The 25,616-nt window shown below is 41.1% G+C and carries 28 protein-coding genes; 17 read left to right on the top strand and 11 right to left on the bottom strand.

The features are described from left to right. Window positions 1-31: 31 nt before the first annotated feature. From E0F88_RS13675 to E0F88_RS13665, 3 genes are all read left to right on the top strand, one after another. Complete coding sequence (locus tag E0F88_RS13675; RefSeq protein ID WP_131958812.1) at window positions 32-226, top strand: DUF2158 domain-containing protein; 195 nt, start codon at window positions 32-34, stop codon at window positions 224-226. 528 nt (window positions 227-754) lie between these two features. After that, window positions 755-1,186: a hypothetical protein gene (locus tag E0F88_RS13670; protein ID WP_131958811.1), complete on the top strand. Its 432-nt coding sequence runs from the start codon at window positions 755-757 to the stop codon at window positions 1,184-1,186. Window positions 1,187-1,266: 80 nt separating this feature from the next. Continuing rightward, complete coding sequence (locus E0F88_RS13665) at window positions 1,267-1,824, top strand: DUF7010 family protein (protein ID WP_131958810.1); 558 nt, start codon at window positions 1,267-1,269, stop codon at window positions 1,822-1,824. Between the two features lie 6 nt (window positions 1,825-1,830). On the opposite strand, the gene E0F88_RS13660 is transcribed toward E0F88_RS13665, so the two are convergent. Next, window positions 1,831-2,445, bottom strand: a complete 615-nt coding sequence (locus E0F88_RS13660) for a deoxynucleoside kinase (RefSeq protein WP_131958809.1) — start codon at window positions 2,443-2,445, stop codon at window positions 1,831-1,833. A gap of 404 nt (window positions 2,446-2,849) precedes the next feature. On the opposite strand from E0F88_RS13660, the gene trhO reads away from it, so the two are divergent. Further along, window positions 2,850-3,833: an oxygen-dependent tRNA uridine(34) hydroxylase TrhO gene (gene trhO / locus E0F88_RS13655; RefSeq protein ID WP_131958808.1), complete on the top strand. Its 984-nt coding sequence runs from the start codon at window positions 2,850-2,852 to the stop codon at window positions 3,831-3,833. On the opposite strand, the gene E0F88_RS13650 is transcribed toward trhO, so the two are convergent. Continuing rightward, a complete protein-coding gene (locus E0F88_RS13650; RefSeq protein ID WP_131958807.1) occupies window positions 3,830-4,327 on the bottom strand; it encodes a GNAT family N-acetyltransferase in 498 nt (165 codons plus the stop codon). The genes trhO and E0F88_RS13650 overlap by 4 nt on opposite strands. A 137-nt stretch (window positions 4,328-4,464) precedes the next feature. On the opposite strand from E0F88_RS13650, the gene surE reads away from it, so the two are divergent. Both surE and E0F88_RS13640 read left to right on the top strand, forming a co-directional pair. Further along, window positions 4,465-5,232 carry a 5'/3'-nucleotidase SurE gene (gene surE, locus E0F88_RS13645; protein WP_131958806.1) on the top strand — a complete coding sequence of 256 codons (768 nt, stop codon included), beginning with the start codon at window positions 4,465-4,467 and terminating at the stop codon, window positions 5,230-5,232. Window positions 5,233-5,253: 21 nt separating this feature from the next. Then, window positions 5,254-6,837: a GH3 family acyl-acid amido synthetase gene (locus E0F88_RS13640; RefSeq protein ID WP_131958805.1), complete on the top strand. Its 1,584-nt coding sequence runs from the start codon at window positions 5,254-5,256 to the stop codon at window positions 6,835-6,837. 3 nt (window positions 6,838-6,840) lie between these two features. On the opposite strand, the gene E0F88_RS13635 is transcribed toward E0F88_RS13640, so the two are convergent. Next, on the bottom strand, window positions 6,841-7,455 hold the full coding sequence (locus tag E0F88_RS13635) for a LysE family translocator (protein WP_131958804.1): 615 nt from the start codon (window positions 7,453-7,455) through the stop codon (window positions 6,841-6,843). A 1-nt stretch (window position 7,456) separates the two neighbouring features. Beyond that, on the bottom strand, window positions 7,457-8,011 hold the full coding sequence (locus E0F88_RS13630; protein ID WP_131958803.1) for an NUDIX domain-containing protein: 555 nt from the start codon (window positions 8,009-8,011) through the stop codon (window positions 7,457-7,459). A gap of 356 nt (window positions 8,012-8,367) precedes the next feature. Between E0F88_RS13630 and E0F88_RS13625 the strand changes: the two genes are divergently transcribed. Further along, window positions 8,368-9,291, top strand: a complete 924-nt coding sequence (locus tag E0F88_RS13625) for a sugar phosphate isomerase/epimerase family protein (RefSeq protein ID WP_131958984.1) — start codon at window positions 8,368-8,370, stop codon at window positions 9,289-9,291. Window positions 9,292-9,409: 118 nt separating this feature from the next. On the opposite strand, the gene folE is transcribed toward E0F88_RS13625, so the two are convergent. Together folE and E0F88_RS13615 are read right to left on the bottom strand one after the other, a co-directional pair. After that, window positions 9,410-10,099 carry a GTP cyclohydrolase I FolE gene (gene folE, locus E0F88_RS13620; RefSeq protein WP_131958802.1) on the bottom strand — a complete coding sequence of 230 codons (690 nt, stop codon included), beginning with the start codon at window positions 10,097-10,099 and terminating at the stop codon, window positions 9,410-9,412. Beyond that, complete coding sequence (locus E0F88_RS13615) at window positions 10,059-10,475, bottom strand: 6-pyruvoyl trahydropterin synthase family protein (RefSeq protein ID WP_131958801.1); 417 nt, start codon at window positions 10,473-10,475, stop codon at window positions 10,059-10,061. The genes folE and E0F88_RS13615 overlap by 41 nt, the downstream gene beginning before the upstream one ends. Window positions 10,476-10,864: 389 nt before the next feature. Between E0F88_RS13615 and E0F88_RS13610 the strand changes: the two genes are divergently transcribed. From E0F88_RS13610 to E0F88_RS13595, 4 genes are all read left to right on the top strand, one after another. After that, window positions 10,865-12,091, top strand: a complete 1,227-nt coding sequence (locus E0F88_RS13610; RefSeq protein ID WP_131958800.1) for a sugar MFS transporter — start codon at window positions 10,865-10,867, stop codon at window positions 12,089-12,091. Between the two features lie 287 nt (window positions 12,092-12,378). Then, on the top strand, window positions 12,379-14,388 hold the full coding sequence (gene ispG / locus E0F88_RS13605) for a (E)-4-hydroxy-3-methylbut-2-enyl-diphosphate synthase (protein ID WP_131958799.1): 2,010 nt from the start codon (window positions 12,379-12,381) through the stop codon (window positions 14,386-14,388). A gap of 30 nt (window positions 14,389-14,418) precedes the next feature. Next, window positions 14,419-14,598 carry a DUF6728 family protein gene (locus tag E0F88_RS13600; protein ID WP_131958798.1) on the top strand — a complete coding sequence of 60 codons (180 nt, stop codon included), beginning with the start codon at window positions 14,419-14,421 and terminating at the stop codon, window positions 14,596-14,598. Further along, window positions 14,595-14,963, top strand: coding sequence for an MmcQ/YjbR family DNA-binding protein (locus tag E0F88_RS13595; protein ID WP_131958797.1), 369 nt, complete (start codon window positions 14,595-14,597; stop codon window positions 14,961-14,963). Before E0F88_RS13600 ends, E0F88_RS13595 begins: the two co-directional genes overlap by 4 nt. Window positions 14,964-15,030: 67 nt before the next feature. On the opposite strand, the gene gldC is transcribed toward E0F88_RS13595, so the two are convergent. Both gldC and E0F88_RS13585 read right to left on the bottom strand, forming a co-directional pair. Then, window positions 15,031-15,372 carry a gliding motility protein GldC gene (gene gldC, locus E0F88_RS13590; protein ID WP_131958796.1) on the bottom strand — a complete coding sequence of 114 codons (342 nt, stop codon included), beginning with the start codon at window positions 15,370-15,372 and terminating at the stop codon, window positions 15,031-15,033. A gap of 56 nt (window positions 15,373-15,428) precedes the next feature. Continuing rightward, window positions 15,429-16,160, bottom strand: coding sequence for a DUF4197 domain-containing protein (locus E0F88_RS13585; RefSeq protein ID WP_131958795.1), 732 nt, complete (start codon window positions 16,158-16,160; stop codon window positions 15,429-15,431). A 109-nt stretch (window positions 16,161-16,269) separates the two neighbouring features. Between E0F88_RS13585 and E0F88_RS13580 the strand changes: the two genes are divergently transcribed. From E0F88_RS13580 to E0F88_RS13560, 5 genes are all read left to right on the top strand, one after another. Beyond that, window positions 16,270-17,538: a competence/damage-inducible protein A gene (locus E0F88_RS13580; RefSeq protein WP_131958794.1), complete on the top strand. Its 1,269-nt coding sequence runs from the start codon at window positions 16,270-16,272 to the stop codon at window positions 17,536-17,538. A gap of 86 nt (window positions 17,539-17,624) precedes the next feature. Further along, window positions 17,625-18,995, top strand: coding sequence for a dihydrolipoamide acetyltransferase family protein (locus E0F88_RS13575; protein WP_131958793.1), 1,371 nt, complete (start codon window positions 17,625-17,627; stop codon window positions 18,993-18,995). Then, entirely contained in the window at window positions 18,995-19,528 is a 534-nt protein-coding gene (locus E0F88_RS13570) for a 5' nucleotidase, NT5C type (protein WP_131958792.1), read from the top strand. The genes E0F88_RS13575 and E0F88_RS13570 overlap by 1 nt, the downstream gene beginning before the upstream one ends. Beyond that, window positions 19,525-20,205, top strand: a complete 681-nt coding sequence (locus E0F88_RS13565; RefSeq protein WP_131958791.1) for a response regulator transcription factor — start codon at window positions 19,525-19,527, stop codon at window positions 20,203-20,205. Before E0F88_RS13570 ends, E0F88_RS13565 begins: the two co-directional genes overlap by 4 nt. Then, window positions 20,205-21,581, top strand: a complete 1,377-nt coding sequence (locus E0F88_RS13560) for a sensor histidine kinase (RefSeq protein WP_131958790.1) — start codon at window positions 20,205-20,207, stop codon at window positions 21,579-21,581. Before E0F88_RS13565 ends, E0F88_RS13560 begins: the two co-directional genes overlap by 1 nt. A gap of 323 nt (window positions 21,582-21,904) precedes the next feature. Here the strand turns inward: E0F88_RS13560 and E0F88_RS13555 are convergent, their stop codons facing one another. The 3 genes from E0F88_RS13555 to E0F88_RS13545 form a co-directional block, all read right to left on the bottom strand. Beyond that, window positions 21,905-22,651 carry an acyl-CoA desaturase gene (locus tag E0F88_RS13555; protein WP_131958789.1) on the bottom strand — a complete coding sequence of 249 codons (747 nt, stop codon included), beginning with the start codon at window positions 22,649-22,651 and terminating at the stop codon, window positions 21,905-21,907. A 132-nt stretch (window positions 22,652-22,783) separates the two neighbouring features. Continuing rightward, window positions 22,784-23,428 carry a DUF4159 domain-containing protein gene (locus E0F88_RS13550; protein ID WP_229213767.1) on the bottom strand — a complete coding sequence of 215 codons (645 nt, stop codon included), beginning with the start codon at window positions 23,426-23,428 and terminating at the stop codon, window positions 22,784-22,786. A 53-nt stretch (window positions 23,429-23,481) separates the two neighbouring features. Further along, window positions 23,482-24,195: an RsmE family RNA methyltransferase gene (locus E0F88_RS13545; protein ID WP_131958788.1), complete on the bottom strand. Its 714-nt coding sequence runs from the start codon at window positions 24,193-24,195 to the stop codon at window positions 23,482-23,484. 391 nt (window positions 24,196-24,586) lie between these two features. Between E0F88_RS13545 and E0F88_RS13540 the strand changes: the two genes are divergently transcribed. Then, on the top strand, window positions 24,587-25,597 hold the full coding sequence (locus tag E0F88_RS13540; protein ID WP_131958787.1) for a glutamine synthetase beta-grasp domain-containing protein: 1,011 nt from the start codon (window positions 24,587-24,589) through the stop codon (window positions 25,595-25,597). Window positions 25,598-25,616: the final 19 nt, after the last annotated feature.

The following is a 25,616-nucleotide window of genomic DNA, read 5'->3' as shown; positions in this document are numbered from 1 at the left end:
AATAATTACCCAAACAATTAACAACAAAAAAATGGCTGACGACGCAAAGTTCAAAATTGGTGATACAATACGCTTAAAATCTGGTGGTCCTTTGATGACTGTAAGTGAAGTATACAAAAGCGATCCTGCATTCGGTGAAGCGATTTGGTTTACTACTAGTGAGGCCACTGGTGTTTGTAAGATGTCAGTAATATTCAAAACTGTTGATTTAATAACAGCCTCGTGATAAAAGCTTTACAAAAAGTCTTTGTAATCCCAGGAGTGAACAAAAACTGTCCACTTGAAAATTTTGAGAGTGCTTTTTGTAGGAATAAATTTATCACCTGACCAATATCCTGCCTTAATTAATGTGATCATTGCTTTTGCAAATGTTTAGTTTCTGCAATGATCACAATTCTTAATAAAAACACATCGGAAAGTTGCCGATTTCCATGTCGGAATAATGTCACATGTCGGCCGAATGTCTGCCATTTTTAACATAGAAAACATCCCTAAGCGTACTAAGAAGGCACCATTTCAGAGTTCGAATCTCCTTTTGGTCACTTTCAAAAAGTGCGTTTAGAGGCTCTAAACGCACTTTTTTTGTGAAAAAGTTTTTATGGGTCTAATTCGTGTCTAGCAAAAGCACAATTGCTGAGCTGTTTAAGATCGTATTACTATCCAATGTTACCGCCTAACTCTTTTTTAAGAAATTCTGATATTAACGGCTACCTTATCATCTAAATTAGTTTTACCAAAAAGTCGGACATCCAATATGGACCCAATTAAAGATTTTATGGAAGATCTTGTAAAAGCTGTTGAGGAGAAATGGCCCGGCTGTCAGGTCATCGGTAGTATTAATAATGGTAACGGATCTCCCATCTTCGAACATGCTATTCGCATAGATTCTAAGCGTTTCATAGTTATATCTAATGTTCCTGAAAGCCAGGTGAGGGTGGCCTGTCTTCGCTTTTCCAAAAAGATTGTATTGGACGACTATTATCAATTCCTCACAGAAGCAAGTCCGTCCATAGCACTGCGGGAAGAAAAGCACTTCCTGATATTGGATCGTAGTCTTAACAACGCTTTTACTATTCAGCATATTATGGACGATAAGCACTTTATAAGCGACATTAATGCACCTGTGGGTAACTATGTATTTTTAATAGAAAAAGCTTTCAGCGACTTAGGAACAGGGAAAATATAACCTGGCAAATCCATTGATCTGGAATATTTATCTTCCGTTTTCTCTATCTTGCAACTGTTATTTATCCTTCCTTAATTAAGATGAACCCAGAAGACAATTCCCTTTCAGTAAAAGCGGCGCAGCAGGAAATGCGTGAAAATTATTTCAACGGTGCAACAGGCGTTCTTGTCTCAGGATTAGTCTGGCTTACAGCTTCTGCTGTCACTTACAGTTCTTCAAATAAACACGGAATCTGGACATTACTAATCGGCGGCGCACTGATACACCCGATAAGTTTGTTAGTCAATAAATTGTTGGGTATAAAAGAATCACATAGCCAAACGAATCCAATGGGTGCGCTGGCTATGGAGGGAACGTTATTCATGCTTTTAACTATTCCTTTAGCTTATGTGCTCTCTTTCCAAAAACCTGAATGGTTTTTTCAGGGAATGCTTCTGATTATTGGTGGCCGCTACCTTACATTTCAAACCATCTATGGCAATAAAGTATTTTGGGTATTCGGCGGATTGCTGGCCATTTCGGGTTACCTGCTTTTCACGTTTCAGGCATCATCCTTTATCACTCTACTAACCGGCAGCCTTACAGAAGTATTATTTTCAATTTACTTTTTCATAACCAGCAAAAAACCACAAAGCTGATTACCCCTACACATAAAACAACTCCCGATCCAGTTTTTCTGTGATAAACTTAAAGTCTTCGGGATTTGAAGCAAAATCCATATTGTTCACATCGATTTCAATCATTCTTCCGTGATCGTAGTTTTTGGCAAAGTCCTCGTAATAGTTGTTGAGGTTCTGCAAATAGTCGGTTGACATATCCGCTTCAAATTCTCTTCCCCTTTTTTTGATCTGAGAAACCAGTTTGGGAATATCAGCCTTTAAATATATCAAAAGGTCGGGCTGGGAAACTGTGTTGATGATGGAATTAAAAAGCAGAAGATAGGTCTGATAATCCCTTTCTGTCATAATCTTTGATTCTACCAGATTTCTGGCGAAGATAAAAGCATCTTCATAAATCGTACGGTCCTGAATTATCGTTGCGTAGGTTGTCGAACGGATTTTCTGAACCTGTGCAAATCGGCTGTTCAGGAAATAAATCTGAAGATTAAATGCCCAGCGCTCCATGTCTTCATAAAAATCGGCCAGATATGGATTGCCTTCCACAGCTTCATACATCACATCCCATTTATAATGAGCGCCCAACATTTGGGTTAACGTTGTTTTACCTGCGCCAATATTTCCTACAATAGCAATGTGCATGAGCTGCCTGAATTAAATTTGTGAATGAATGGTTATAAATCCTGAGACTCGCCGGCAAAAATAGACAATTACGCTAAGAGCATGTTTAATTTGAATTGTAAAATTGTTTATAGCTCATTTTCTGAGCGAGACGACGCAAATTTTGCAGGGATAGCCTAAGCTATCGCGAAAAATTTAACGAAGTGGTAGCCAGAAAATAGCATAAAAAATTTATAATATAAGTTGTAAACAGGCTCAACATAGTTTGAGGTGATGAAAGTCAGTTTCTTTTCATTTTCTATAAACTTTCAATATTTGTATATTTGCGGCTGATTTCCATGAATACAGTCCGGTAAGTGCTTATTCATCATTTCCAAAGAAGATGTCGCCAAAGCTTTATCACGCTTTTGCAAAAAATAAAAACAATGAAGCCATTCAGGGTTATATTATATTACTGCTACGCTCCTATCGCCAACACGGAAACTTATCGCGATGAGCATCACTTTTTTTGCGTAGAAAACAATCTGCTCGGCAGAGTTATCATTGCTCCGGAAGGACTCAATGGCACCGTTTCCGGAACACCGGAGGACTGTGAAGCATATATGAATTATGTGCGTTCTGATGAACGTTTCAGTCATGTTCAGTTTAAGATTGAAGCACACGACACCATTGCATTCCAAAAATTACATGTGCGTGTAAAGGACGAAATCGTTAATTCCGATCTGAATGTTGATCCGTTGGTAAGGACCGGAAAGCATCTTGAACCTTCTGAATTTAAGGCGCTGTTAAACGATCCCGAAGTCGTTTTGGTTGACATGCGTTCTGACTATGAACATGAAGTTGGCAAGTTCAAAGGCGCAATCACTTTTGATATGCATAACCTGCGTGAGCTGCCTGATCACATTCATGAAATAGCGCATTTAAAAGATAAAAAGATCGTAACATATTGCACAGGAGGGATCAAATGTGAAAAAGCAAGCGCTTATCTTCTTGAAAAAGGCTTCACCGATGTGTATCAGCTTCATGGCGGAATTATCCGCTACGGACTTGAAGAAGGCGGAGAGAATTTTGATGGCAAGTGTTATGTCTTTGATAACCGTATTACCGTAGATGTAAACCACATTAACCCGACGGTTATTTCAAAATGCCACATTTGCGGTGACGAGTGCGACCGTATGGTCAATTGCGCGAATGCAGAATGTAACACCCATGTTCCCATTTGCCATAAATGCGGGGACGAAATGGAAGGAGCCTGCTCTCCGGAATGTAAAGCACATCCAGGAAAAAGAACATACGACGGAACCGGTTATTACGTGAGCAAAAGCAACCATTATCACCCGATGCAGGGACTGAAAAGCCAGAAAAGAAACATCAAAAAAATGAAGCTTGCTCAGCAGTCTCCTGCTTAAAACAAATCTTTTTCGAGCACATAGTCATTCATCCAGTAAGGCCCGATGGGTATGTCCTCTTCACGGATTACCTTGTAATTCATTTTTTCATAAAATGATTTGGCCTTATTGTATTTATTTACGTTCAGGGTCATTTTTCTTCCGCCTACCGATTTGACATATTCCTCAGCCGCCGTAAGCAGGTGCCTGCCCGCACCCGTTCCCTGGCTGGATGGAAGAAGATATACTTTATGAAGTTTGAAACATCCGGGTTCGGCTTCTGAAACAGCCGCAAAGCCAATTGTCTGCTCTCCTGAAATAAGAAGTAAAAACTGCTGTCCTTCCAACAGTATCGATTTTTTTAATGCATCGTACGAATATATTTTTTCAAACATATATTCAATTTGTTCCCTGCTAAGTATTTCCCTGTAAGTTGGTTCCCAGGTTTTTTCCTGAATGCCGATGATCGTTCCGATATCTTCTGTTCCGGCAAGCTTTATTGCGAATGAAGGCATTTTAGTTAAATTTGATTCTCTTGAAATGAAACGTCTGTATAAGCGGGCGTAAAACTATATATTTTTTCTTATCCAATTTTCGGGACCTTCGGCTACCTTTTTGACTGCCGCTGATGATCGGAAATGAAACAACAAATATGAAACCTCTGATTTTAGTTACCAACGACGACGGAATAACATCACTAGGAATTCGAACACTGGTAGAAACCATGCAGCAAATAGGCGACGTGGTGGTTGTAGCTCCAAACAGTCCTCAATCCGGCATGGGCCATGCAATCACGATCGGCGAACCATTAAGGATCTACGAGACACATATTTTTGATAATGTCGTGGAATATGAATGCTCCGGAACTCCCGCTGATTGTGTTAAACTTGCTAAACACTATATTCTGCAGGATAAAAAGCCGGACCTGGTTGTAAGCGGAATAAATCATGGAAGTAACAGTTCAATCAGCGTACTTTATTCCGGCACCATGTCGGCGGCCATTGAAGCTGCTATTGAAGGAATTCCTTCAATAGGTTTTTCTTTATGCGATTTTAGAGAGGATGCCGATTTTAGTCATGCAGTTCCTTTCATTAAATCCATCACCAAATCTGCTTTGAAACATGGTATTCCTAAGGGCGTTGCTTTAAATGTTAATATTCCGGCTAAAACCGAGTTTCCTATTAAAGGTGTGAAGGTTTGCAGACAGGCGCACGCTAAATGGCAGGAGAAATTCGATTACCGCGTGGATCCCAACGGTCGGGGTTATCTGTGGATGGCGGGTGATTTTGTTAACTTTGACACAGAAAAGGAAGATACGGATGTATGGGCACTGGACAATAATTACGTTTCTGTTGTACCTTGCCAATATGATCTCACAGAGTACAAGGCCCTTCAGGAGCTTGCTACCTGGGATTTATAATTAACGTTAGAAAAATTAGCTATGGCTTTAGTCGGAAGTTTACTTAAAAAAGGAATTCTGTTTAGTAACATTGTTGCTAACAGGAAAAAAGCAAGCCTTCATCAACAGCAGAAAAAAACACTGGCTAAACTTTTGGCCAAAGCAAGATATACCGAATTCGGAGAGAAATTTAATTTTGATGAATTGCTTTCGGCAATCCTTTTTGGCGAAAAAGGGGCATTTTATGAACAATACAAAAAGTCGGTTCCGGTTTACGATTACAACAAAATATTCCAGGAGTGGTGGCACCGTTCGCTGGATGGAGAGAAAGATATCTGCTGGCCCGGCCAGATTAAATATTACGCATTAAGTTCGGGAACATCCGAAGCAGCAACGAAACACATTCCGGTAACTAAGGCTATGTCCAAAGCAATCCAGAAGACGAGCATTCGTCAGATTCTGTCGCTTGGACATTATAAAGACCTGCCAAATGACCTGTATGAAAAGGGATTCCTAATGCTTGGCGGCAGCACAAATCTGAGTAATCAGGACAGTCATTTTGAAGGAGATTTAAGCGGGATTACAGCAAAGCAAATCCCCTACTGGTTTCGCCCTTACTATAAGCCCGGTGAGAAAATAGCTGCACAAAAGGACTGGGGCATCAAATTAGAGGAAATCACCAAACAAGCTCACGAATGGGATATTGGATTTATTGTCGGCGTACCGGCATGGATCCAGCTTTTAATGGAAAAAATTATTGCACATTACAATGTGAAAACCATTCATGACATCTGGCCGAACCTTCAGGTTTTTGCTCATGGAGGTGTCTCGTTTGAGCCCTATCGGAAAGGTTTCGAAAAGCTGCTGGCCCGGCCACTGATTTATATCAACACGTACCTGGCTTCTGAGGGTTTCATTGCCTACCAGACAAGACCGGGAGCCGTAGGTATGGAACTGGTTTGTGACAATGGAATTTTCTTTGAGTTCATACCATTTAATGAACAGAATTTTGATTCTGAGGGTACTTTGCTGTCTGATCCTGAAACGCTCATGGTAGACCAGGTAGAAGAAGGAAAAGAGTATGCTTTGCTTCTTTCCACCTGTTCGGGTGCATGGCGCTATCTGATTGGTGACACGGTTAAATTTGTAGATAAACAAAGAGGTGAAATTGCGATCACCGGCCGTACAAAACATTACCTGAGCTTATGCGGCGAGCATCTTTCGGTAGACAACATGAACAAAGCAATCGATCTTGTTTCAGACGAAATGGGACTCACCGTAAAGGAATTCACCGTGTGCGGCGTACCTCATGAATCGTTATTTGCGCATCACTGGTATATCGGTGTAGACGAAAGCAACATTGATACAGAGGTTCTTAAAAATAAGCTTGATGCGCGTCTTTCTGAGTTGAATGACGACTATGCGGTAGAACGCAAACACGCCTTAAAAGAAATATTCGTCACCGTATTACCAAATAAAGCGTTTTATGGCTGGATGGAATCCAAAGGTAAAATGGGTGGACAACATAAGTTTCCCCGCGTTTTCAAGAACTTTTTGATGGACGACTGGAAAACTTATCTAAACAAAAACGGATATTTGAGCGATTCGGAATTACTTAAACCGTAAATTTCATTTAAGAAAAGTAGTATACGCAATCTGACAGGCGATCAGGATAAAAACTGCGCCTGTCACCCTGTTAAAAATAAGTACCACTTTTGGAGTAAAAAGACGTTTGAGCCGGTTGGCATAAAATGCAATTGCGCATTCTACCGCAAATACGGCCACAACACTGGCACAAAAAAACGTGATGACCTGCGTCATGTTAAAGTGTAGATTGCTGCGGATATACGTAGCTATTGTGACCCAGGTGATGAAATTGACCGGATTCAAAGCATTCAGTAGAAAACCGGTTGTGAAGTAATAAAGCAGATTTCCAAAACGTGTTTTGGGATAGGCAATCTTTGGCTGTCCGTTAATGAAGTTATTTAATCCCAGAACGATCAGAAAAATGATCCCCGCTCCGGCAATCCATTTCTGGGAATTTGTGATATCAGGAAGCAGTGCTGTCCCGAATATTGCAAAAAATACAAATATCACATCACTGACGAATACTCCGAAAGCGATTTTGACTCCGGTCCTGAAACCATTGTCGACACTGTTTTGTACCAGGGAAAAGAACACCGTACCAAATGTCAGGCACAAAGCGATTCCAGTAAGCGTACCATAAAATAATGCTTCCAGCATACTAAATATTTTTAAGCCTGGCAGCCATTAAAATGGCGCAAACCGATAGGGAATCCGTTATTTTCGAACGCATCACCATCTCAACGGCTTCTTTTAAATGTACTTTTTTAACCTGAAGATCCTCGGTATCTTCCGGCTCAGCTTCCAGCTGGCTTAGTTCTTCTGCAATGTACAGAAACCCTTCCTCATTGGTCGCTGAGTTAGATGTATGAATTCTGGCAAGCTTTGTCCACTTAGCCGCAACCAATCCCGTTTCTTCCTTCAGTTCCCGTTTTGCAGCTTCTAAAACATCTGTGCCCAGAATACCTCCCCCCTCCGGAATTTCCCAGGAATACTCATCGATTGCGTAACGAAACTGCCCGACAAGATAAATATGATCGTTCTGATCAATTGGGATGACACCAATTGCCTGGTTTTTAAATTTTACCAACCCATAAATTCCGTTACTTCCTCCCGGCGTTATCACCTCACGGTGACTAAGTTCCAGCCAGGCATTCTCATAAACGGTTTCAGTAGAAAGTGTTTTCCAATTATTTTCTGTATTTGAAACCCGCATTTTCTTGTATTTTTAGCCCCTGATTCAGTGATTTAAAGTGCAAATAAACCAAATTAAGATTTAACTACACTTCGAAATTTTATATTTTATGTCCGAACACAGGAAGTGAGGTTAGAATAAATTCGCATTTTTAAACAACACGATGGCTGAGAATTTTGAGATCCCGACAATGTTCAATTCAGCCGTAACGTTTTGGTTAAAAATTAGTTACCTGAATCTTATTTTCAGTTTTAAAATAGCATAATCAGTAAAACGTTTAGGTTTTGACCGTTAACTTTTAAGCAACTACATTTTTTGAGTATCCGTGCAAAAATCAATTTTACCAGTTACCTATAATTTCTAAATTTTTAACCATGATGAATTTTTCTAGACGTGATTTCCTGAAACACGCTGGTGCAGCTGCACTTGCGGCTACAACAATTACAGACCTGCTGGCAGAATCTGCTGCAAAAAAACTTTGGTTTGACATATCTCTGGCAGAATGGTCCCTGCACAAGGAGCTTAACTCCAAGAAAATCACCAATCTTGATTTCCCCGAAATAGCCAGAAAAGAGTTTGACATCAGCATCGTTGAGTATGTTAACCAGTTTTTTAAAGACAAAGCCGAGGACAAAACTTACCTGAACGATCTTTTAAAAAGATGTAAGGATAACGGAATCAAAAATCACCTGATCATGATAGACGGCGAAGGCGGTCTTGGTGAGCTGGATGCAGCGGTGCGTAACAAGGCAATCGAAAATCATTACAAGTGGGTTGAAGCAGCAAAATATCTTGGCTGCAAAACGATTCGGGTAAATGCTTACGGAAGAGGAAGCAATGACGAGGTAGCCAAGGCTGCAATAGAGGGACTAAGTAAACTGGGAGAATTTGCTTCGAAAACAGGTATCAACGTGATCGTTGAAAACCATGGCGGATCGTCTTCAAATGGCCAGTGGTTATCCGGTGTGATGAAACAGGTTAATATGAAAAATGTAGGTACACTACCTGATTTTGGAAATTTCTGTATTACAAGAAAAGATGGCGGCTGTGCGGAGTCCTACGACAGATATCAGGGAACAAAAGAGCTGATGCCTTTCGCGAAGGGTGTAAGTGCTAAAACGTATGACTTTGACGAAAAAGGAAATTGTATCGAAACCGATTATAATAAGATTCTGAAAATTGTTAAAGACAGTGGTTTTAAAGGAATCGCCGGTATTGAATACGAAGGAAGTAAACTTTCCGAGCGCGAAGGAATTAAAGCAACAAAAGCTTTGCTTGAACGCGTAGGACCTCTGGTTTAATGATAAATTAAGAGTTAAGAATTAAGAGTAAAAAAGGCTTGGTGTCTCTAATAAAGATGCACCAAGCCTTTTTTTGTATTTTTAATTCTTCATTTTTAATTCTTAACTGAAAAAGGATTCACATTCCCAGATAACTCAGAAACTCCTTCTTGGTTGCTTCATTTTCGAATTTTCCTCCGTAGTATGCAGTCACTGTGGAGCTGGCAGAATCTCTAACGCCTCTTGACTGTACACACATGTGTTTTGCATCAATTACAACCGCAATGTCTTCTGTCTCCAAAGCCTGTTTAAGCTCGTTCGCAATTTGAACGGTCAATCTTTCCTGAACCTGCGGACGTTTACTAAAATATTCTACAATCCGGTTAAGCTTTGATAATCCGATAACCTTACCGCTAGAAATATACGCCACATGCGCCTTTCCGTAAATCGGGACAAAGTGATGTTCACAATTTGAGAACACTGTAATATCCTTTTCAACCAGCATCTGATCGTATTTGTACTTATTTTCAAAAAGAGCAATGCTGGGTTTATTTTTTGGATCAAGTCCGCTGAAAACCTCTTTGATGTACATCTTCGCAACCCTTTTCGGCGTACCTTTAAGGCTGTCGTCTGTCAGATCCAGCCCCATGATTTCCATGATGTGACGAAAATGCTTTTCGATCAGTTCAATTTTCACATCATCCTCCATTGCAAATGCATCCGCACGCATCGGCGTTTCGATGGAAGTGAAAAGATGATCGTCCCCTACTTCTTCAATTTCAAGCAAATCAATCGACGGGATATTCGACAAAGTTCCGTTCTGTTTCATATAATCGTATTTTCAGGGCAAGCCTGTCATCAATTTTTGTACGTAGAATATTATAAATAACAACAGCAATATTTTCAGCCGAGGGATTCAGGTGATGAAATTCTTCAACGTCAAGGTTCAGGTTGCGATGATCAAAACGATCGAGCACATATTCCTTGATAATAGCGCTCAGCAACTTCATGTCCATCACATAGCCTGTTTCCGGATCCACAACACCGGTAACCTGTACGATCAGCTCATAATTGTGTCCGTGAAAATTGGGGTTATTACACTTTCCGAATACAGCCTCGTTTTTTTCTTCTGACCAGCCTGGGTTATGAAGACGATGCGCCGCATTGAAATGTTCCTTACGAAACACAGCTACTTTATGAGCCATAAATAATACCAACTAAATTTAAAATGCCTTAAATGTCGTTACAAAGTATGTGTCCAACACACTTAAAGCCGCCGAGCGTCCTGTACCAGCTCTTTGGAGTTACTTGCATTCGGTTAACGCCGATCTTTCCAAATTTGTTCAATGTTCGAAGAAATAGATTCAGCCCTTGTGGCCGGACGATTTATTTAGATTAATAAAAAAATTTAAAAATGTGGTAAATACGTGTAAATTGCAAACTTGTCTGAAAACATGCCTGACGTGCTTCTGTCATCATCCATAACATGATATGTATAGACGTAATTTTTACAAAAAAGCAACAAAGCATGGTGTTTCAACTACCTGATCGTATTTCCATAATCTTAAACCTATAACTTTTAACACCAGCCTCAATGAGCAGCAATAAGAACAACAACTACCTGGTTCCTCTTATTATTATCGGTATTTTATTTTTTGTGATGGGTTTCGTTACATGGGTAAACGGGACCTTAATTACATTTTTCAAGAAGGCTTTCAGTCTTGACAACACCAGTTCCTATCTGGTAACCTTTGCATTTTTCATCTCTTATACCCTGATGGCTATTCCCGCATCGATGGTTTTAAAGAAAACGGGTTTTAAAAATGGTATGTCGCTGGCCTTGCTGGTAATGGCCGCGGGAACTTTAATTTTTATTCCTGCTGCTGAACTTGCCAGTTACAATCTGTTTCTTGTGGGGTTGTTTACCATCGGTATAGGACTTACCGTTTTACAGACGGCCTCAAATCCATATGTTACAATCCTCGGGCCGCGCGAAAGTGCAGCGCAACGAATCAGTATCATGGGAATTGCCAATAAAACTGCCGGTATAATTAGCCAGGTTGTGGTAGGAAGTCTGCTTCTTGCCGGTGCGACTTCTGTTGATCCAAAAGATGAGCTGGATAAGGTTGTAATTCCCTATTTGGTTCTTACAGGTATTTTGGTTGGGTTAGCTATTTTAATCCGTATGTCAAAAGGACTTGTAGAGGTAAGTGAAGAAGAAGAGACTCCTGTGGCATCTCAGGTGGTAGTCGTTGAAAAAACAAGTATTTTCCAGTTTCCAAATCTTATATTGGGCGTAATCGCTTTGTTCTGTTATGTGGGTGTTGAGGTAATTGCCGGAGACACGATCATTAATTACGGCGTTTCCCTTGGTTTCGCAGAAGAAGAAGCCAGACTTTTTGGAACCTATACATTGGGCGGAATGATGTTTGGATATATTTTGGGTATTGTTCTGATACCTAAATATGTTACCCAGCAGGGATATTTGCTGTTCTCAGCTATTCTGGGAATTTTTGTGACAATCGTTGCTATTTTCTCAACAGGTTTTACGTCGGTTCTTTGCATCGCTGTTCTCGGTTTTGCAAATGCGGTAATTTGGCCTGCACTTTGGCCTTTGGCATTGAGCGGACTAGGTAAATTCACTAAGATTGGTTCAGCTCTTTTAATTATGGGTATCTCCGGTGGAGCAATTATGCCATTGGTTTACGGCGGGATCGCCGATTCCATCGGAAGCACGCAAAACGCGTACTGGGTTATGCTGCCTCTATATCTTTTCATTATGTATTTCGGACTGTTCGGACATAAAAAGAGAAGCTGGTAGTTTTGATAAATGTTTGCAAGCCCGGGAATTGATGTTTCCGGGCTTTTTTTATGTCATGTAATCATTAATGCTTACGACTCCAGTATTATTAATTTTAACTCCTGCCATCCATACCAAATATTAAGATTATCGTTTTAAAGAATAAATGCACGAATGTAATTCCTAATGTGTTTTAGTTTTGTGAACTTTGCCTTTGGTTTCTGAGTAAGGCAACAAATCACTCAAACCAATTAAATTGAAAACTGATTCCGGTTTTGTTAAACATCCGGAAGGAATAAATACCACTGATGACTTTGATAACGGCTCCTGAAAAAACGATTATTTACTGCCCGTCACTGACGGAATATAAACGCCGTAAAACCATTACGATAAAGATCGGAGATATCCCAATGGGTTCCGATTATCCGATCAGGGTACAGTCTATGACAACTGTGGACACAATGGATACGCAGGGATCGATTGATGAGGTTGTGCGGATGGTTGACTCTGGCTGTGAATATGTACGTATAACAGCTCCAAGCGTTAAGGAAGCACAAAATCTTGAAAATATCCGGAACGGATTGCATAAAATCGGCATCCACGTTCCATTAATCGCAGATATCCATTTTACACCGAACGCGGCAGAACTTGCGGCAAGGATCGTTGAGAAAGTCAGGATTAATCCAGGTAACTATGCGGATCGTAAACGCTTTGAAGTCATAGACTACACCGACGCTTCGTATGCAGCGGAATTGGACCGGATTCGTGAGAAATTTATTCCGCTGATCAGGATTTGTAAAGAATACGGCACTGCCATGCGGATCGGTACAAACCACGGCTCTCTTTCTGACAGAATTCTGAGCCGTTACGGCGATACGCCACTGGGCATGGTCGAATCTGCTCTGGAGTTTCTCAGGATTTGTGAAGAATTCAATTATTTCAATATTGCCCTGTCGATGAAATCCAGCAACACGCAGGTGATGGTGGAAGCGTACCGCTTGTTGGTGCAGCGACTGGATGAAGAAGGTTTGAAACCGTATCCGCTGCATTTGGGCGTTACCGAAGCCGGCGAAGCCGAAGATGGCAGGATCAAATCGGCTGTTGGAATTGGAACCTTACTGGAAGACGGACTTGGTGATACAGTACGTGTTTCTCTAACAGAGGCTCCTGAAAAGGAAGCACCTGTTGCCAGAGCACTCATTGAGCGTTATACACTGCGATCCCCTCATGATTTCATAGATCCTGTTGAGAGCTCCCCGATCAACCCATTTCAATATACCAGGAGGGTTACCAATGAGGTTTACAATATTGGTGCATTAAATGTCCCCAGGGTTATTGCTGATTATTCGGCAATAACAATAAGTCAGCTGGATGATCTTAAAAGCATCGGGCATTTTTTTCTTCCCGTTCCCGATAAGTGGGCAATGAACGACCAGGGATCAGATTTTATTTACACGGGACTGAATCCGGCACCATTCATGTTGCCAAATGGTTTGAAGGAAATTCTGGATTATTCTATTTGGAAAAATCACGAGGACCGCTCAAATAAATTCCCAATAATGTCAGTGGATGATTGGAACGAAGATATATCAAAGGAAGGAATTTCTCATCAACTTACTTTTGTTAAGGGCACAATTCATTCCTTTGACTATGAATTCCTGATCGATGTGGGTTTGTTGAAAAATATAGTGCTTGTAGTTCAAACTGATAACACGCATGCTATGCCAGAGCTAAGGAGATTCTTCTTTAATCTTGTGAATATGGGCATAAAACTCCCAGTGATTGTTCAGAGAAATTACAGAGTTGATTTGGGAGACGAATTACCACTTTATTCGGCAACGGATATTGGCGGTTTATTGGTTGACGGTTTTGGAGACGGAATATTATTGTCACCTGTTTTTTCTGATGGTTCAGAACAACCTGAAAAATTAAAAAGCGCTTCATTATTTAACAGCATTGCATTCGGAATATTACAGGCCGCGCGTACACGCATGTCTAAAACCGAATACATATCCTGCCCTTCCTGCGGAAGAACACTTTTTGATTTACAGGAAACCACGGCGATGATCCGTAAGTATACTGAACACTTAAAAGGTATTAAGATCGGTATAATGGGCTGCATTGTAAATGGTCCTGGTGAAATGGCGGATGCGGATTATGGTTACGTGGGAATGGGAAAAGATAAAATCGCACTTTACCGCGGCCAGGAAGTGATCAAACGTTCTGTAACAGCTGCGAAAGCAGTGGATGAACTGATCGGGCTGATTAAAGAAGACGGACGCTGGATCGATCCGAGTGAGGTAGAAGTTCTCAATTAGATTAAAGTTGACTATCTAAAAAACATGATTATGAAAAAGTACTTTCAACTGGGTGATGTATTTCACTATTTCGTAAGGGTTTTCAAAAAACCTGATCCGAATGCTCCAACGTCTTTTAATTTGCGAATGATGCACGGAATAAACCGGATTTCAATCGTCATGTTTTTGTTTTGTGTAATCGTGATGATCTTCCGCGCATTTACGAGATGAACCTGGACACGCTGCGTGATTATTGCCTGGAATTGCCGGGAGTCACAGAAGAATTGCCATTTGGACCAGATACACTTGTATTCAAGGTAATGGGAAAGATGTTTTTGCTTACGTCTCTGGACGATTCGCCTTTATCCTTCAATGTTAAATGCGATCCTGAGAAGGCTGAGGAATTAAGGACAGAATATGAAGATGTCCTTCCGGGTTATCACATGAGCAAAAAGCATTGGAATACCGTCAAAGTGACAGGAAGCATACCTGGTGAGCTTTTGTTTGGCTGGGTCAAAGATTCTTACGAGTTGGTTGCCAACTCTCTTACAAAGGCTTTGAAGCTGGAATTGGAAAAGCTTAAATCTGGCCAGTAGCGTTACTACCAACAAAAAAATCCCGGCCATATATCCAGGATTTTTTGTTGGTGGCTGATTAAAAGAATTACTTTGCAGCCTTCATTTCTTCATCGAGCTTTTTGCTTAGCGTTTCACAAACTCCTTCGATGGCATCGGCCATCACTTTGTCGTTGGTAGCGGTGAGCAGCGTATCAGCAATACCACTCATTATTTCAATATAAAAACGTTTCATGTCAAAGACTTCCATGTCTTTTGTCCACAAATCGATTTTTAAAGTTCCTCTGTGGTAGTGATCCCACACTGCAATGGCAATTGCACGGGTATCGTTTATGCCTTCGTTTGGATTATCAGTCGCACTCCAGTGGATTTTTTCGGGTACGTTCTGGTTATCAAGATCTATGGTGAAATTTATTTCTGAATTTTTCATGTGGTGTTAAATTTTCACAAAAGTAATCATAAAACGCACATGCGGAGAAATTATCATCATTTTCCTGCCTGACTAAATACCTTTTTAAGCAGATCGCTGACCCTTGCAACCGGATCTTTTCTGATTTTCTTTTCTTCCTGGGCAATCAAGACATAGAGTCCGTCGATTGTTTTTTGAGTTGCATACTCTTTAAGGTTTGGATCAACCTTTTTGACCAGCGGCAGCTTGTTGTAGATATTGACAATATCAGCATAGTATTGCGTAGCCTTGTTGATTTTCAGCGTACTGTCTACAACCGGAAAAAAGGTTTTATAAAGATCCGAGTTGGTTGTCTTTTTAAGGTACTGGGTCGCAGCATCATCCTGCCCTTTCAAAATACTTACCGCATCCGTAATTGTCATGGATGTTACAGCTTTTACAAAAATCGGTTTGGACTTTTTCGCTGCATCTTCCGCTGCCCGGTTTAAAGACAAAGTAAATTTGTCGACCTCTGCTCCAAGTCCCATCTTACGCAAAGTCTCGGCTACCTTCTGGGCTTCCGGAGGGATGACTAGTTTGATCAGCTCATTTTTATAAAAACCATCCACCTTGGAAGCTTCCGCCGATCCGTTACTCACACCGATGTTCAACGCCTCTTTTAGCCCTTTGGCAATGTCTCCTTCACTAAGTACACCAGCCGGACTCTGAACCTGCTCAAACAACTTCCCAAGCTTTCCTTTGAGCTGCGCCTGTGAAGCACAACTGCTAAACAGCCCCAACATGGCAACCAATATAATTTTTTTATTCATTACACTTTCAGTTTGTTAACATTCTACTCCACTCCAAACGTAATCAATAACGATTAATTTTACTTATTTTTGGGAAAAATAACGGTTTAATTCAATCTCTTCCTTATATATGAATCCCACCGTACGGGCTGAAATAATTACAATTGGTGATGAGATCCTTTTTGGACAAATCACTGATACCAATACCCAGTGGATCGGGGCAGAACTTACCGGGATAGGAATACGGCCGGTTCGCAAAACATCGGTCGGTGATAAAAAGGAAGATATCATTTCGGCATTTACTGAAGCCAGCAAACGGGTTGATGTCATCATCGTAACCGGGGGTTTGGGACCAACGAAAGATGATATTACCAAACATACCTTCTGCGATTATTTTGGCAGTCAGCTTAAAATGAATGAAGAAGCCCTGGCACTGGTGACTGAATTCTTTGCCAAAAGAGGCAGGCCAATGACAGAACTAAATATTCAGCAGGCTGCACTTCCTGACAATTGCACTTACATCCCAAATCTTTGGGGAACAGCTCCCGGAATGTGGTTCGAAAAGGATGGAGTCGTTTATGTTTCTCTGCCGGGAGTGCCGTACGAAATGAAAAGCCTGATGCAGTTTGAAATCCTGCCCAGACTTAAAGCGCATTTTGTATTAAATATTATTCAGCATAAAATTGTCAAGACAATTGGTATTGGCGAATCTTTTCTGGCTGAGAAAATCGCTCCCTGGGAAGACGCATTACCCGACCACATCAAACTTGCCTATTTGCCTCATTTCGGACAGGTCAGGCTTCGGCTGACAGGTACCGGATCCGATCAGCAATTACTGGATTCACAATTGCAGGAGCAAGTCGATCTGCTCGTACCGCAGATTGAAGAACATGTATATGGATACGATTCCGATGAACTTGAATCGGTTATCGGAGCGTTACTAACAAAACATGAAGCAACGATAGGAACAGCCGAAAGCTGCACGGGAGGTTTTTTAGCTCAAAGGTTGACCTCACTTGCGGGATCATCCCGATATTTTGAAGGCTCTGTGGTGAGTTACAGTAATTTTTTAAAAATGAAGCTGCTTGGCGTTCAGGAAGAAACGCTGGAAACCTACGGAGCTGTCAGCGAGCAGACTGCCCGTGAAATGGCAGAAGGAGCACGTAAAGTTCTGAATACAACTTATGCTATATCCACAACTGGCATTGCCGGACCCGATGGCGGAACTCCCGAAAAACCGGTTGGCACAGTTTGGATAGCGTGCGCAACGCCGACAGAAACCGTTACGCAGTTACTGAAATTATCCAATATTAGAAATATCAATATTGAGTTGACGACCACCTATGCTTTGAATCTTTTAAGAAAGACGATTTTAAAAGCAGAAAAAGAAGAAGTTTAACACCAGCTTTGCTGGCATTAGGGTACCCGAGAATCATTGACAAATCACCAGCTTCGGCAACAACCTCGCTGGCTTTATAGAAAAATATGAAAATAGTTGAAATGCTGATGCCTCCGATGGGCGAGAGTATCATGGAATGCACCGTTCTTCACCGACTTAAAGAAATCGGTGATAAAGTTGCAGTTGATGACTCGGTATTGGAAGTTGCTACGGATAAAGTGGATACTGAGGTACCCTGCCCTTTCGAAGGAACAATTAAGGAATGGCTTGTTGATAAAAATGATGTTGTACCCATTGGCAGCCCTGTTGCTTTAATTGAAGTTGAGGGAGATGCAGACGGTGTACAACCCTCGTATTCCCCAGCTTCTTCCGGTGACGCACCAACTGAGAATGCCACGGCGGAAAAAAATCACGAACTAGAAGCTGTTACGGTCTCCCCGGTTGAAGCATCCGCTGTGGCAGTATCCACTGTGGCAGATCTTTTGGAACAAGATATTCAGGAAGCGGTTGGCAAAAAATCAGAGTCTCAGCCGGCTTCCAACGGAATAGAAGGTAACGGATTTTATTCTCCTCTTGTTCTCAGCATTGCAAAAGAAGAGAAAATCGGCGCGAATGAACTCGCTAATATTCCTGGCACCGGAGCAGAAAACAGAGTAACAAAGAGCGACATGCTGTCCTATCTGGATACGAGAAAGCGCAATACCGCTGTCATCGCTGAACCTGTTAAAGCAGTGTCGGTAAGCGGAGGCAATGAGATTATTGAAATGGACCGGATGCGCAAGATGATCTCCCAGCGTATGATGGAGTCCAGAAAGATCTCGGCTCACGTAACTTCTTTTATCGAAACAGACATGACCACGGTTGTTAAGTGGAGAGATGCCGTTAAAACAGACTACCGTAAGAAATCAGGAGACAGCATCACCTTTACGCCAATTCTGATAGAGGCAGTTGTAAAAGCAATAAAAGATTATCCGCTGATTAACATATCCGTTGACGGAGATAGAATCATCAGAAAAAAAGATATCAACATTGGAATGGCCGTTGCGCTGCCGGACGGCAATTTGATCGTTCCCGTAATTCATCATGCCGATCAGTACGATCTGCCCGGACTGGCCCGTAAGGTGAATGAACTGGCGAAAAAAGCAAGGGAAAATAAACTGAAAGCCGACGATGTTTCTGGAGGAACCTACACGGTTTCGAATATCGGTGCGTTTGGAAATTTAATGGGAACACCTATCATAGTTCAGCCACAGGTTGCAATTATGGCTTTTGGAGCTATAAAAAAGAAACCGGCTGTTTTAGAAACGCCCCAGGGAGATCTTCTTGGCATACGCAGTCTGATGTTTATTTCTCATTCTTATGACCACCGGGTAGTAGACGGATCGCTGGGCGGAATGTTCCTAAAAAAGGTAAACGACTATCTGGAAAATTTTGATGCACACAGAACACTGATCTAATGCTGAGACTGACTTTGGATATGGATGATGTGTTGGCAAACACACATGAAAAACTGATTCAAGTCGTGTTGAATGACTTCTCGACGAATTTGTCAGAGCATGATCTAAAAAAAGGCGCTTTGAAAAATCTGTTACATCCAAAGCAACTTACCAAACTGCATAAGATGATGAACTCACCAGGTTTTTTTGCAGATATTGCCGTTAAAGAAGATTCAGTGGAAACAGTCTACGCACTGTCCCGTTTCTACGAAATATTCATTGCTACGGCCTGCATGGAATTTCCGAATTCATTTAAGGATAAATTTGACTGGCTGGGCCGGAATTTTAGTTTTATCCCCTGGACCAACATTGTTTTCTGCGGATATAAAAGTATTATCAATTCAGATTATCTAATTGATGATCATACAAGAAACCTGGCCGCTTTTAACGGAGAAGGTATACTTTTCACGGCCGCACATAACCTGAATGATAAAACCTATCGAAGGGTGTCGGACTGGAAAGAAGTTTCCGAATTATTTTTACCAATTGTATGAAATTACTGCTGATTGAAGATGAACCGAAGACCGTACAATCACTAAAACAGGGATTGGAAGAAGACGGATACGACGTGGATATTGCATATGACGGACTGATTGGCAGACAACTGGCGAAAAACAATTCTTATCAGCTCATTATCAGTGACATTATCATTCCCGGTATTAACGGGATCGAACTTTGCCGGGAGATCAGAAAGTCCGGTGACGATACGCCTATATTGATGCTCACCGCCCTGGGAACAACCGACGACAAGGTTACCGGCCTGGATGCGGGTGCTGACGATTATCTGGTCAAACCATTTGAATTTAAAGAACTTTTGGCCCGGGTGCGCGCACTGACCAAACGCGGATCGGGTATTTCTCATACTTCACAGATACTAAAATTTGCTGATCTGGAAGTTTCCCTTGACGCAAAAACAGTTCACCGTGCAGGAAACAAGATCAATTTAACGGCACGTGAATTCAATCTGCTTGTGTATCTTATCCGAAACCAGGGAAGGGTTGTTTCGAAGGTTGAAATCGCGGAACAGGTCTGGGATATTGGTTTTGATACCGGAACAAATATCATCGAGGTTTACGTTAATTATCTCCGTAAAAAGGTAGATAAAGACTATCCCGTTAAGCTCATTCATACCCAGTTTGGGATGGGCTATGTACTTAAAATAGAAGACTAATGCAGATTCGTACTAGGCTTACTGTTCAGTTCTCATTATTGGTAAGCAGTATCCTTCTGGTGACTTTTCTAGCTGTATACTATTTTTCCTACGAAAATTTAACCCAGGATTTTTACGACCGTCTTAAATCCAAGGCCAGCTCGGCAGCGCGTTTGCTGGATGGCCCTGTTGTAAGTGCTGATATCGTGAGGGCACTTGAAGGATCAAACACCGACCGGATGTACAATCAGATTATTCTGATCTATGACGAAAAAAATCGTCTGATGTACACCAATTCAAGCTCTGCGGCAAAAAAAATACACGTCTCCAAATACTGGCTGGATGAAGTCCGCAAGGCAGGTGAAATTCGGTACACCGATGGCAATTCTAAAATTGTTGCTTTGACTATCTTTTTGACTTTCACCAGTACCAGAGCGGTGGTACTTCTCGGCGCAGAGGATCAGGTTGGACAGGTTAACCTGAGTAACCTTTTACAGTTATTGACAGCCTCGTTTGTGATCGTAACGATTATTGTTGCTTTCGCCGGATGGATTTTTGCAAAACGCGCACTTCGGCCGATTTCAAAAGTAATGAACGAAGTGGAGGGAATTCTGCCGCAAAAGCTGGATACCAGACTGGATGTTCCCAATCAAAAAGATGAGATCGGACGTCTTACAACAACCTTTAACAATTTGCTGGACCGGATTGAAACTGCGTTTCAGATGCAAAAGATATTTGTAGCCAATGTTTCGCATGAATTAAAAAACCCTTTGACCAAAATGCGATCTCAGCTTGAGGTAAGCATGTTGAAAGAAAGAAGCATAAACGATTATCAGCTTACAATTAAGTCGGTGCTGGAGGATATTCAGGAGCTTGCGCAGCTTTCCAATACACTTTTAGAACTTGCCAAAGTAAGCGAAGACCAGAAGGATCTGCTAACGGAAACGATCCGGATTGATGATCTTCTGTGGGATTCCCGCCAAATGCTTGCGCAGGCAAATAAATCGTATCAGATTAATCTTGACCTTGATGACTTACCCGAAGATGACACCTGGCTGGAGATTGCCGGTAACTCAACACTTTTAAAGACTGCCTTTCTTAACCTGATGGACAACGCCTGTAAATTTTCTGATGATTTGAGCGTGCACGTCAGCTTGAAATGTACTGCAAAACAAATTTCTTTAACATTCTCCGACCGTGGTAAAGGAATTCCCTTGAAGGATCAGAACCTGGTTTTTCAGCCATTTTACCGCAGTGACAATACAGCGAGCGTCAAAGGATACGGCATTGGGCTATCGCTCGTGGAGCGAATTGTCAAGCTGCACAGTGGCACTATTTCGATCCATGCTAACATCCCAAAGGGAACAACATTTGTAGTAAACTTTTCACATCTGTGATTTCAGTTAGCCCAACAAATAATTTTTCTCTCTAAGCAAATTCTAATTTAATATTAACGTGCTTTTAAGTATTGTTATATTAATTTGTATTGTTCTAATAAGAGCAGCGCTTCCCCATCGAAGCAGGCATTAACTGGATTTCATTTTTTGTGGTGTTAATAAGCAAACTTGGCAGGTGTTTCTCACACCTGCCAAAGTTTTTTTGCGGGCTGAGGCAAAAAACTTTTACCTGCTTTTACATTCAGCCCGGCTTTGCCGTTCAGACCATAAAAAAAGCGGGAGACAAATTGTCCACCGCTTTCTTTTACAGGTCAAAATTCCTATCAATTCTTTTTCCTGATCTCAATAATCTTCATGCGGTTAAGCATTTTTATTACCGGATATGTAGGATCCACTTCCCACCATTTCGATCCAAAATTGATTGAATTTGGACGTTTGTGATGATTGTTCTGAAACAGCTCTCCCATCATTAGGAAGTCAAAAATAAGCGAGTTCTTAGACTTATCTTCGTTGTCAAAATTCTGGTAACCGTATTTGTGCCCACTCCAGTTTACAATTGCACCGTGAATTGGTCCCATCAAAAAGTGAATTGGCAAAAGGAAGAAAAATGCCCAGTGCATATCAAGATAAATAAATGCCAGGATATAAAAAGCAGAATACAACAATGCCCAGCCCGCTCTTGATAACCAGGAATCACCTAATTTCTCAATAAATCTCCATTCAGGATAATTACGCTCAAACTGTGATTCAATAGCTCTTTTACGATTTAAAACAGCATTGTAGATATCTTTTGTTTCCCACATCATCGTAAAGACGTTTTTTGTATGGTGTGGTGAATGAGGATCTCTCTCTGTATCACTGAATGCATGGTGCATGCGATGTAGTATCGCGTAAGCGCGGGGACTTAGGTAAGATGAACCCTGTGAAAGATATGTTAATAAATAAAAAAAACGCTCCCATGGCTTGCTCATGATAAACATCTTATGAGCAGAGTATCGGTGAAGAAAAAAAGTTTGGCAAAAAAGTGATAGATACCAGTGTATTACAAATACGGCAAGAACTATATACATGAAACTATTAAATGTTAGAAACGAAACTATTTACAAAAATAAACCTAAGTCCTTAGAAAACCACGCCGTTTAAGACATAATTTGGAATTTATTTATATTGATTCTATTCAGAGACGCTACGGCTGTTATTCTTTATAAAATCATAAAAGCATAACTGACCAGATTGGCTCCCATCTGAAGCGCTTTTCTGCGCATCTCTTCCGGGTCATTATAAACGCTCTGGTCTTCCCAGCCATTGCCAAGGTCTGTTTCGTAAGAATAATAGCAGATCAGCCTGCCTTCATATATCAACCCGAATCCTTGCGGATGTTTGGCGTCATGCTCATGAATCTTGGGCAGGCCATCAGGAAAATTATATTTTACTCTATAAATTTCGTGATCATAGGGAAGCTCCAGAAAAGATAGTTCAGGAAAGACTTTTTTCATTTCCCTTCTGATAAACTGATCCAGACCGTAATTATCATCAATATGCAAAAAACCACCAGAAAGTAAATAGTTTCTCAGATTCTGCGCTTCAGCCTCTGTGAAAACCACATTTCCATGGCCGGTCATGTGAACAAAAGGATAAGTAAACAAATCGGGGCTTCCTACTTCCACAATATCCTCAGAAGGATTTATGTTCATTTTAAGCTCAGCGTTGCAAAACTTGATCAGGTTTGGCAAAGAGGTTTTATTGGCATACCAGTCTCCTCCGCCGCCATATTTTAATTTGGCAATTTTAAGTGATGACTGTGCATGAGTTATCGATACGACCGACGACGCCAAAAACACCAACATGAGGAAACATAATCTTTTTACCCGCATTATCATTTTCATAAGCATAAAATAATTTACAAGTCAGCAATATTAGCCAGATTTATCGCATGGCAGCCAGCCACAGCAGCCGTTTCGGTACGTAACCTTGTAGCCCCCAATGAAACGGTCTGAAAACCATGATTTATTGCAAAAGATACTTCGTCAGGAGTAAAATCACCTTCCGGGCCAATCAGTAAAAGAGCACTCTTGTTTCTGGTCACTTCTTGAAATACATGTTTTACAGACTGATTATTCGGCACATAAGCTAACAATTTAGCATTTTCTGTCCTGCTTTCAATAAACGACTCAAACTTATTATTCAATGTAATTTCAGGCATGTAAAACTGCTGGGACTGTTTCATGGCCGCAGCAGCGATCCGTATTAGCCGGGTAAGATTTACCACCCGGTTAATCGATTCCATATTCGTATTTTTTGTAATGATAAAATCAATCCGCTCTACGCCAATCTCTGTCATCTTTTCAACCATCCATTCGTTCCGTTCCGCTTTCCGGGTAGGAGCTATAGCCATATTTACGATGAATGGCCGCCTGGGGATCAACGATGATTCTATAACCTCATAAGACACCTTTTTCCCGGATAGCTTTAACCGGCACTTTTGTAGAAGACCTTTTCCATCCGTTACATGAATAACATCGCCGGTGTTTAACCGAAGCACTTTTGTGCTGTGTCTGGCCTCTTCTTCGTCCAGTTCTTTGATCCGGGTATCCGGCTGATAAAATAAATGCATACTACTATATTACTTCCTTATCCGGACTATCTGTCCGATTTTCAAAAGTAGGGATTATTAAGTAATAAATTTTTGTAGCAAAAGTGACAATTCCAAGAAACGTCAGTGAAACCTTAAAAGCATAATTTTGCATTTTGTCATTATTTCAATGATAACTGCTTATTTTTTCAACTTAAATTCTCTGCAATTACAAAAAACATTATTTGTTAATAATTTAATCGAGCAAGGACTGAATTATTAAAATAGTACAGTTTTTACTGACAATACTACCACGAACGCAATATAATTCTGCGTTTACTTAAATTTTCTTATATTTTATTTCCTGCAATTACATTTTTGCATTAATATTGTGTCGTTATAATAATTCGTCACCACCTTATCTAGTACTATTATGTCAAAATCCAAGCTGGAATATATTTGGTTGGATGGCTACAAGCCGACCCAAAGTTTACGCAGCAAAACAAAAATTGAAGAAGATTTTAGTGGAAAACTGGAAGATTGCAGCAACTGGTCGTTTGATGGTTCATCAACAGAACAAGCTGCTGGCGGTTCATCTGACTGTTTATTGAAGCCTGTTGCTATCATTCCTGATCCACAGCGCAAAAACGGGTACCTGGTTATGTGTGAAGTTTTGAATGCTGATGGAACTCCTCACGTAACAAACGGCCGCGCTACGATCGAAGATGATGACAATGATTTCTGGTTCGGTTTTGAGCAGGAGTATTTCCTTTGGGACAATGAAACAAATAAACCTCTTGGTTTCCCGGCAAATGGTTATCCTGCGCCACAAGGACCATATTATTGCTCGGTAGGTGCGAAAAATGCTTACGGACGCGAAATCATCGAAGAGCACCTTGATGCTTGTATTGATGCAGGTCTTAATATCGAAGGTATCAATGCTGAAGTAGCTGCCGGACAGTGGGAATTCCAAATGTTCGCAAAAGGTGCAAAACAAGCGGGTGATGAAATCTGGCTTGGACGCTACTTGCTGGAACGAATCGGTGAAAAATACGGTGTTTCTATCAACTGGCATTGCAAACCTTTGGGTGATCTTGACTGGAATGGTAGTGGTATGCATGCTAACTTCTCAAACTCTGCTTTGAGAACTGCTGGCAGCAAAGAAGTATTCGATAAAGTTTGCGAATCTTTCCGCCCTGTTGTTAAAGAACACATCGAAGTATATGGTGCAGACAACCATCTTCGTCTGACTGGTAAACATGAAACTGCCAGCATCCATGATTTCAGCTATGGCGTATCTGACCGTGGCGCTTCTATTCGTATCCCTGTTCTTGTTCCTCAAAAAGGATGGAGCGGATACCTGGAAGATCGTCGTCCAAATTCAGCGGCAGATCCATATAAAGTTGCAGCGCGTATTATCAAGACTGTTAAGTCTGCTCTGTAACAAATATAGAATTGAACAA

It is taken from the genome of Dyadobacter psychrotolerans (genome assembly GCF_004349265.1).
Taxonomy (GTDB): domain Bacteria; phylum Bacteroidota; class Bacteroidia; order Cytophagales; family Spirosomataceae; genus Dyadobacter; species Dyadobacter psychrotolerans.
The sequence above is the reverse complement of the archived record's forward strand: the minus strand, read 5'-3'. Positions and strand labels throughout refer to the sequence as shown.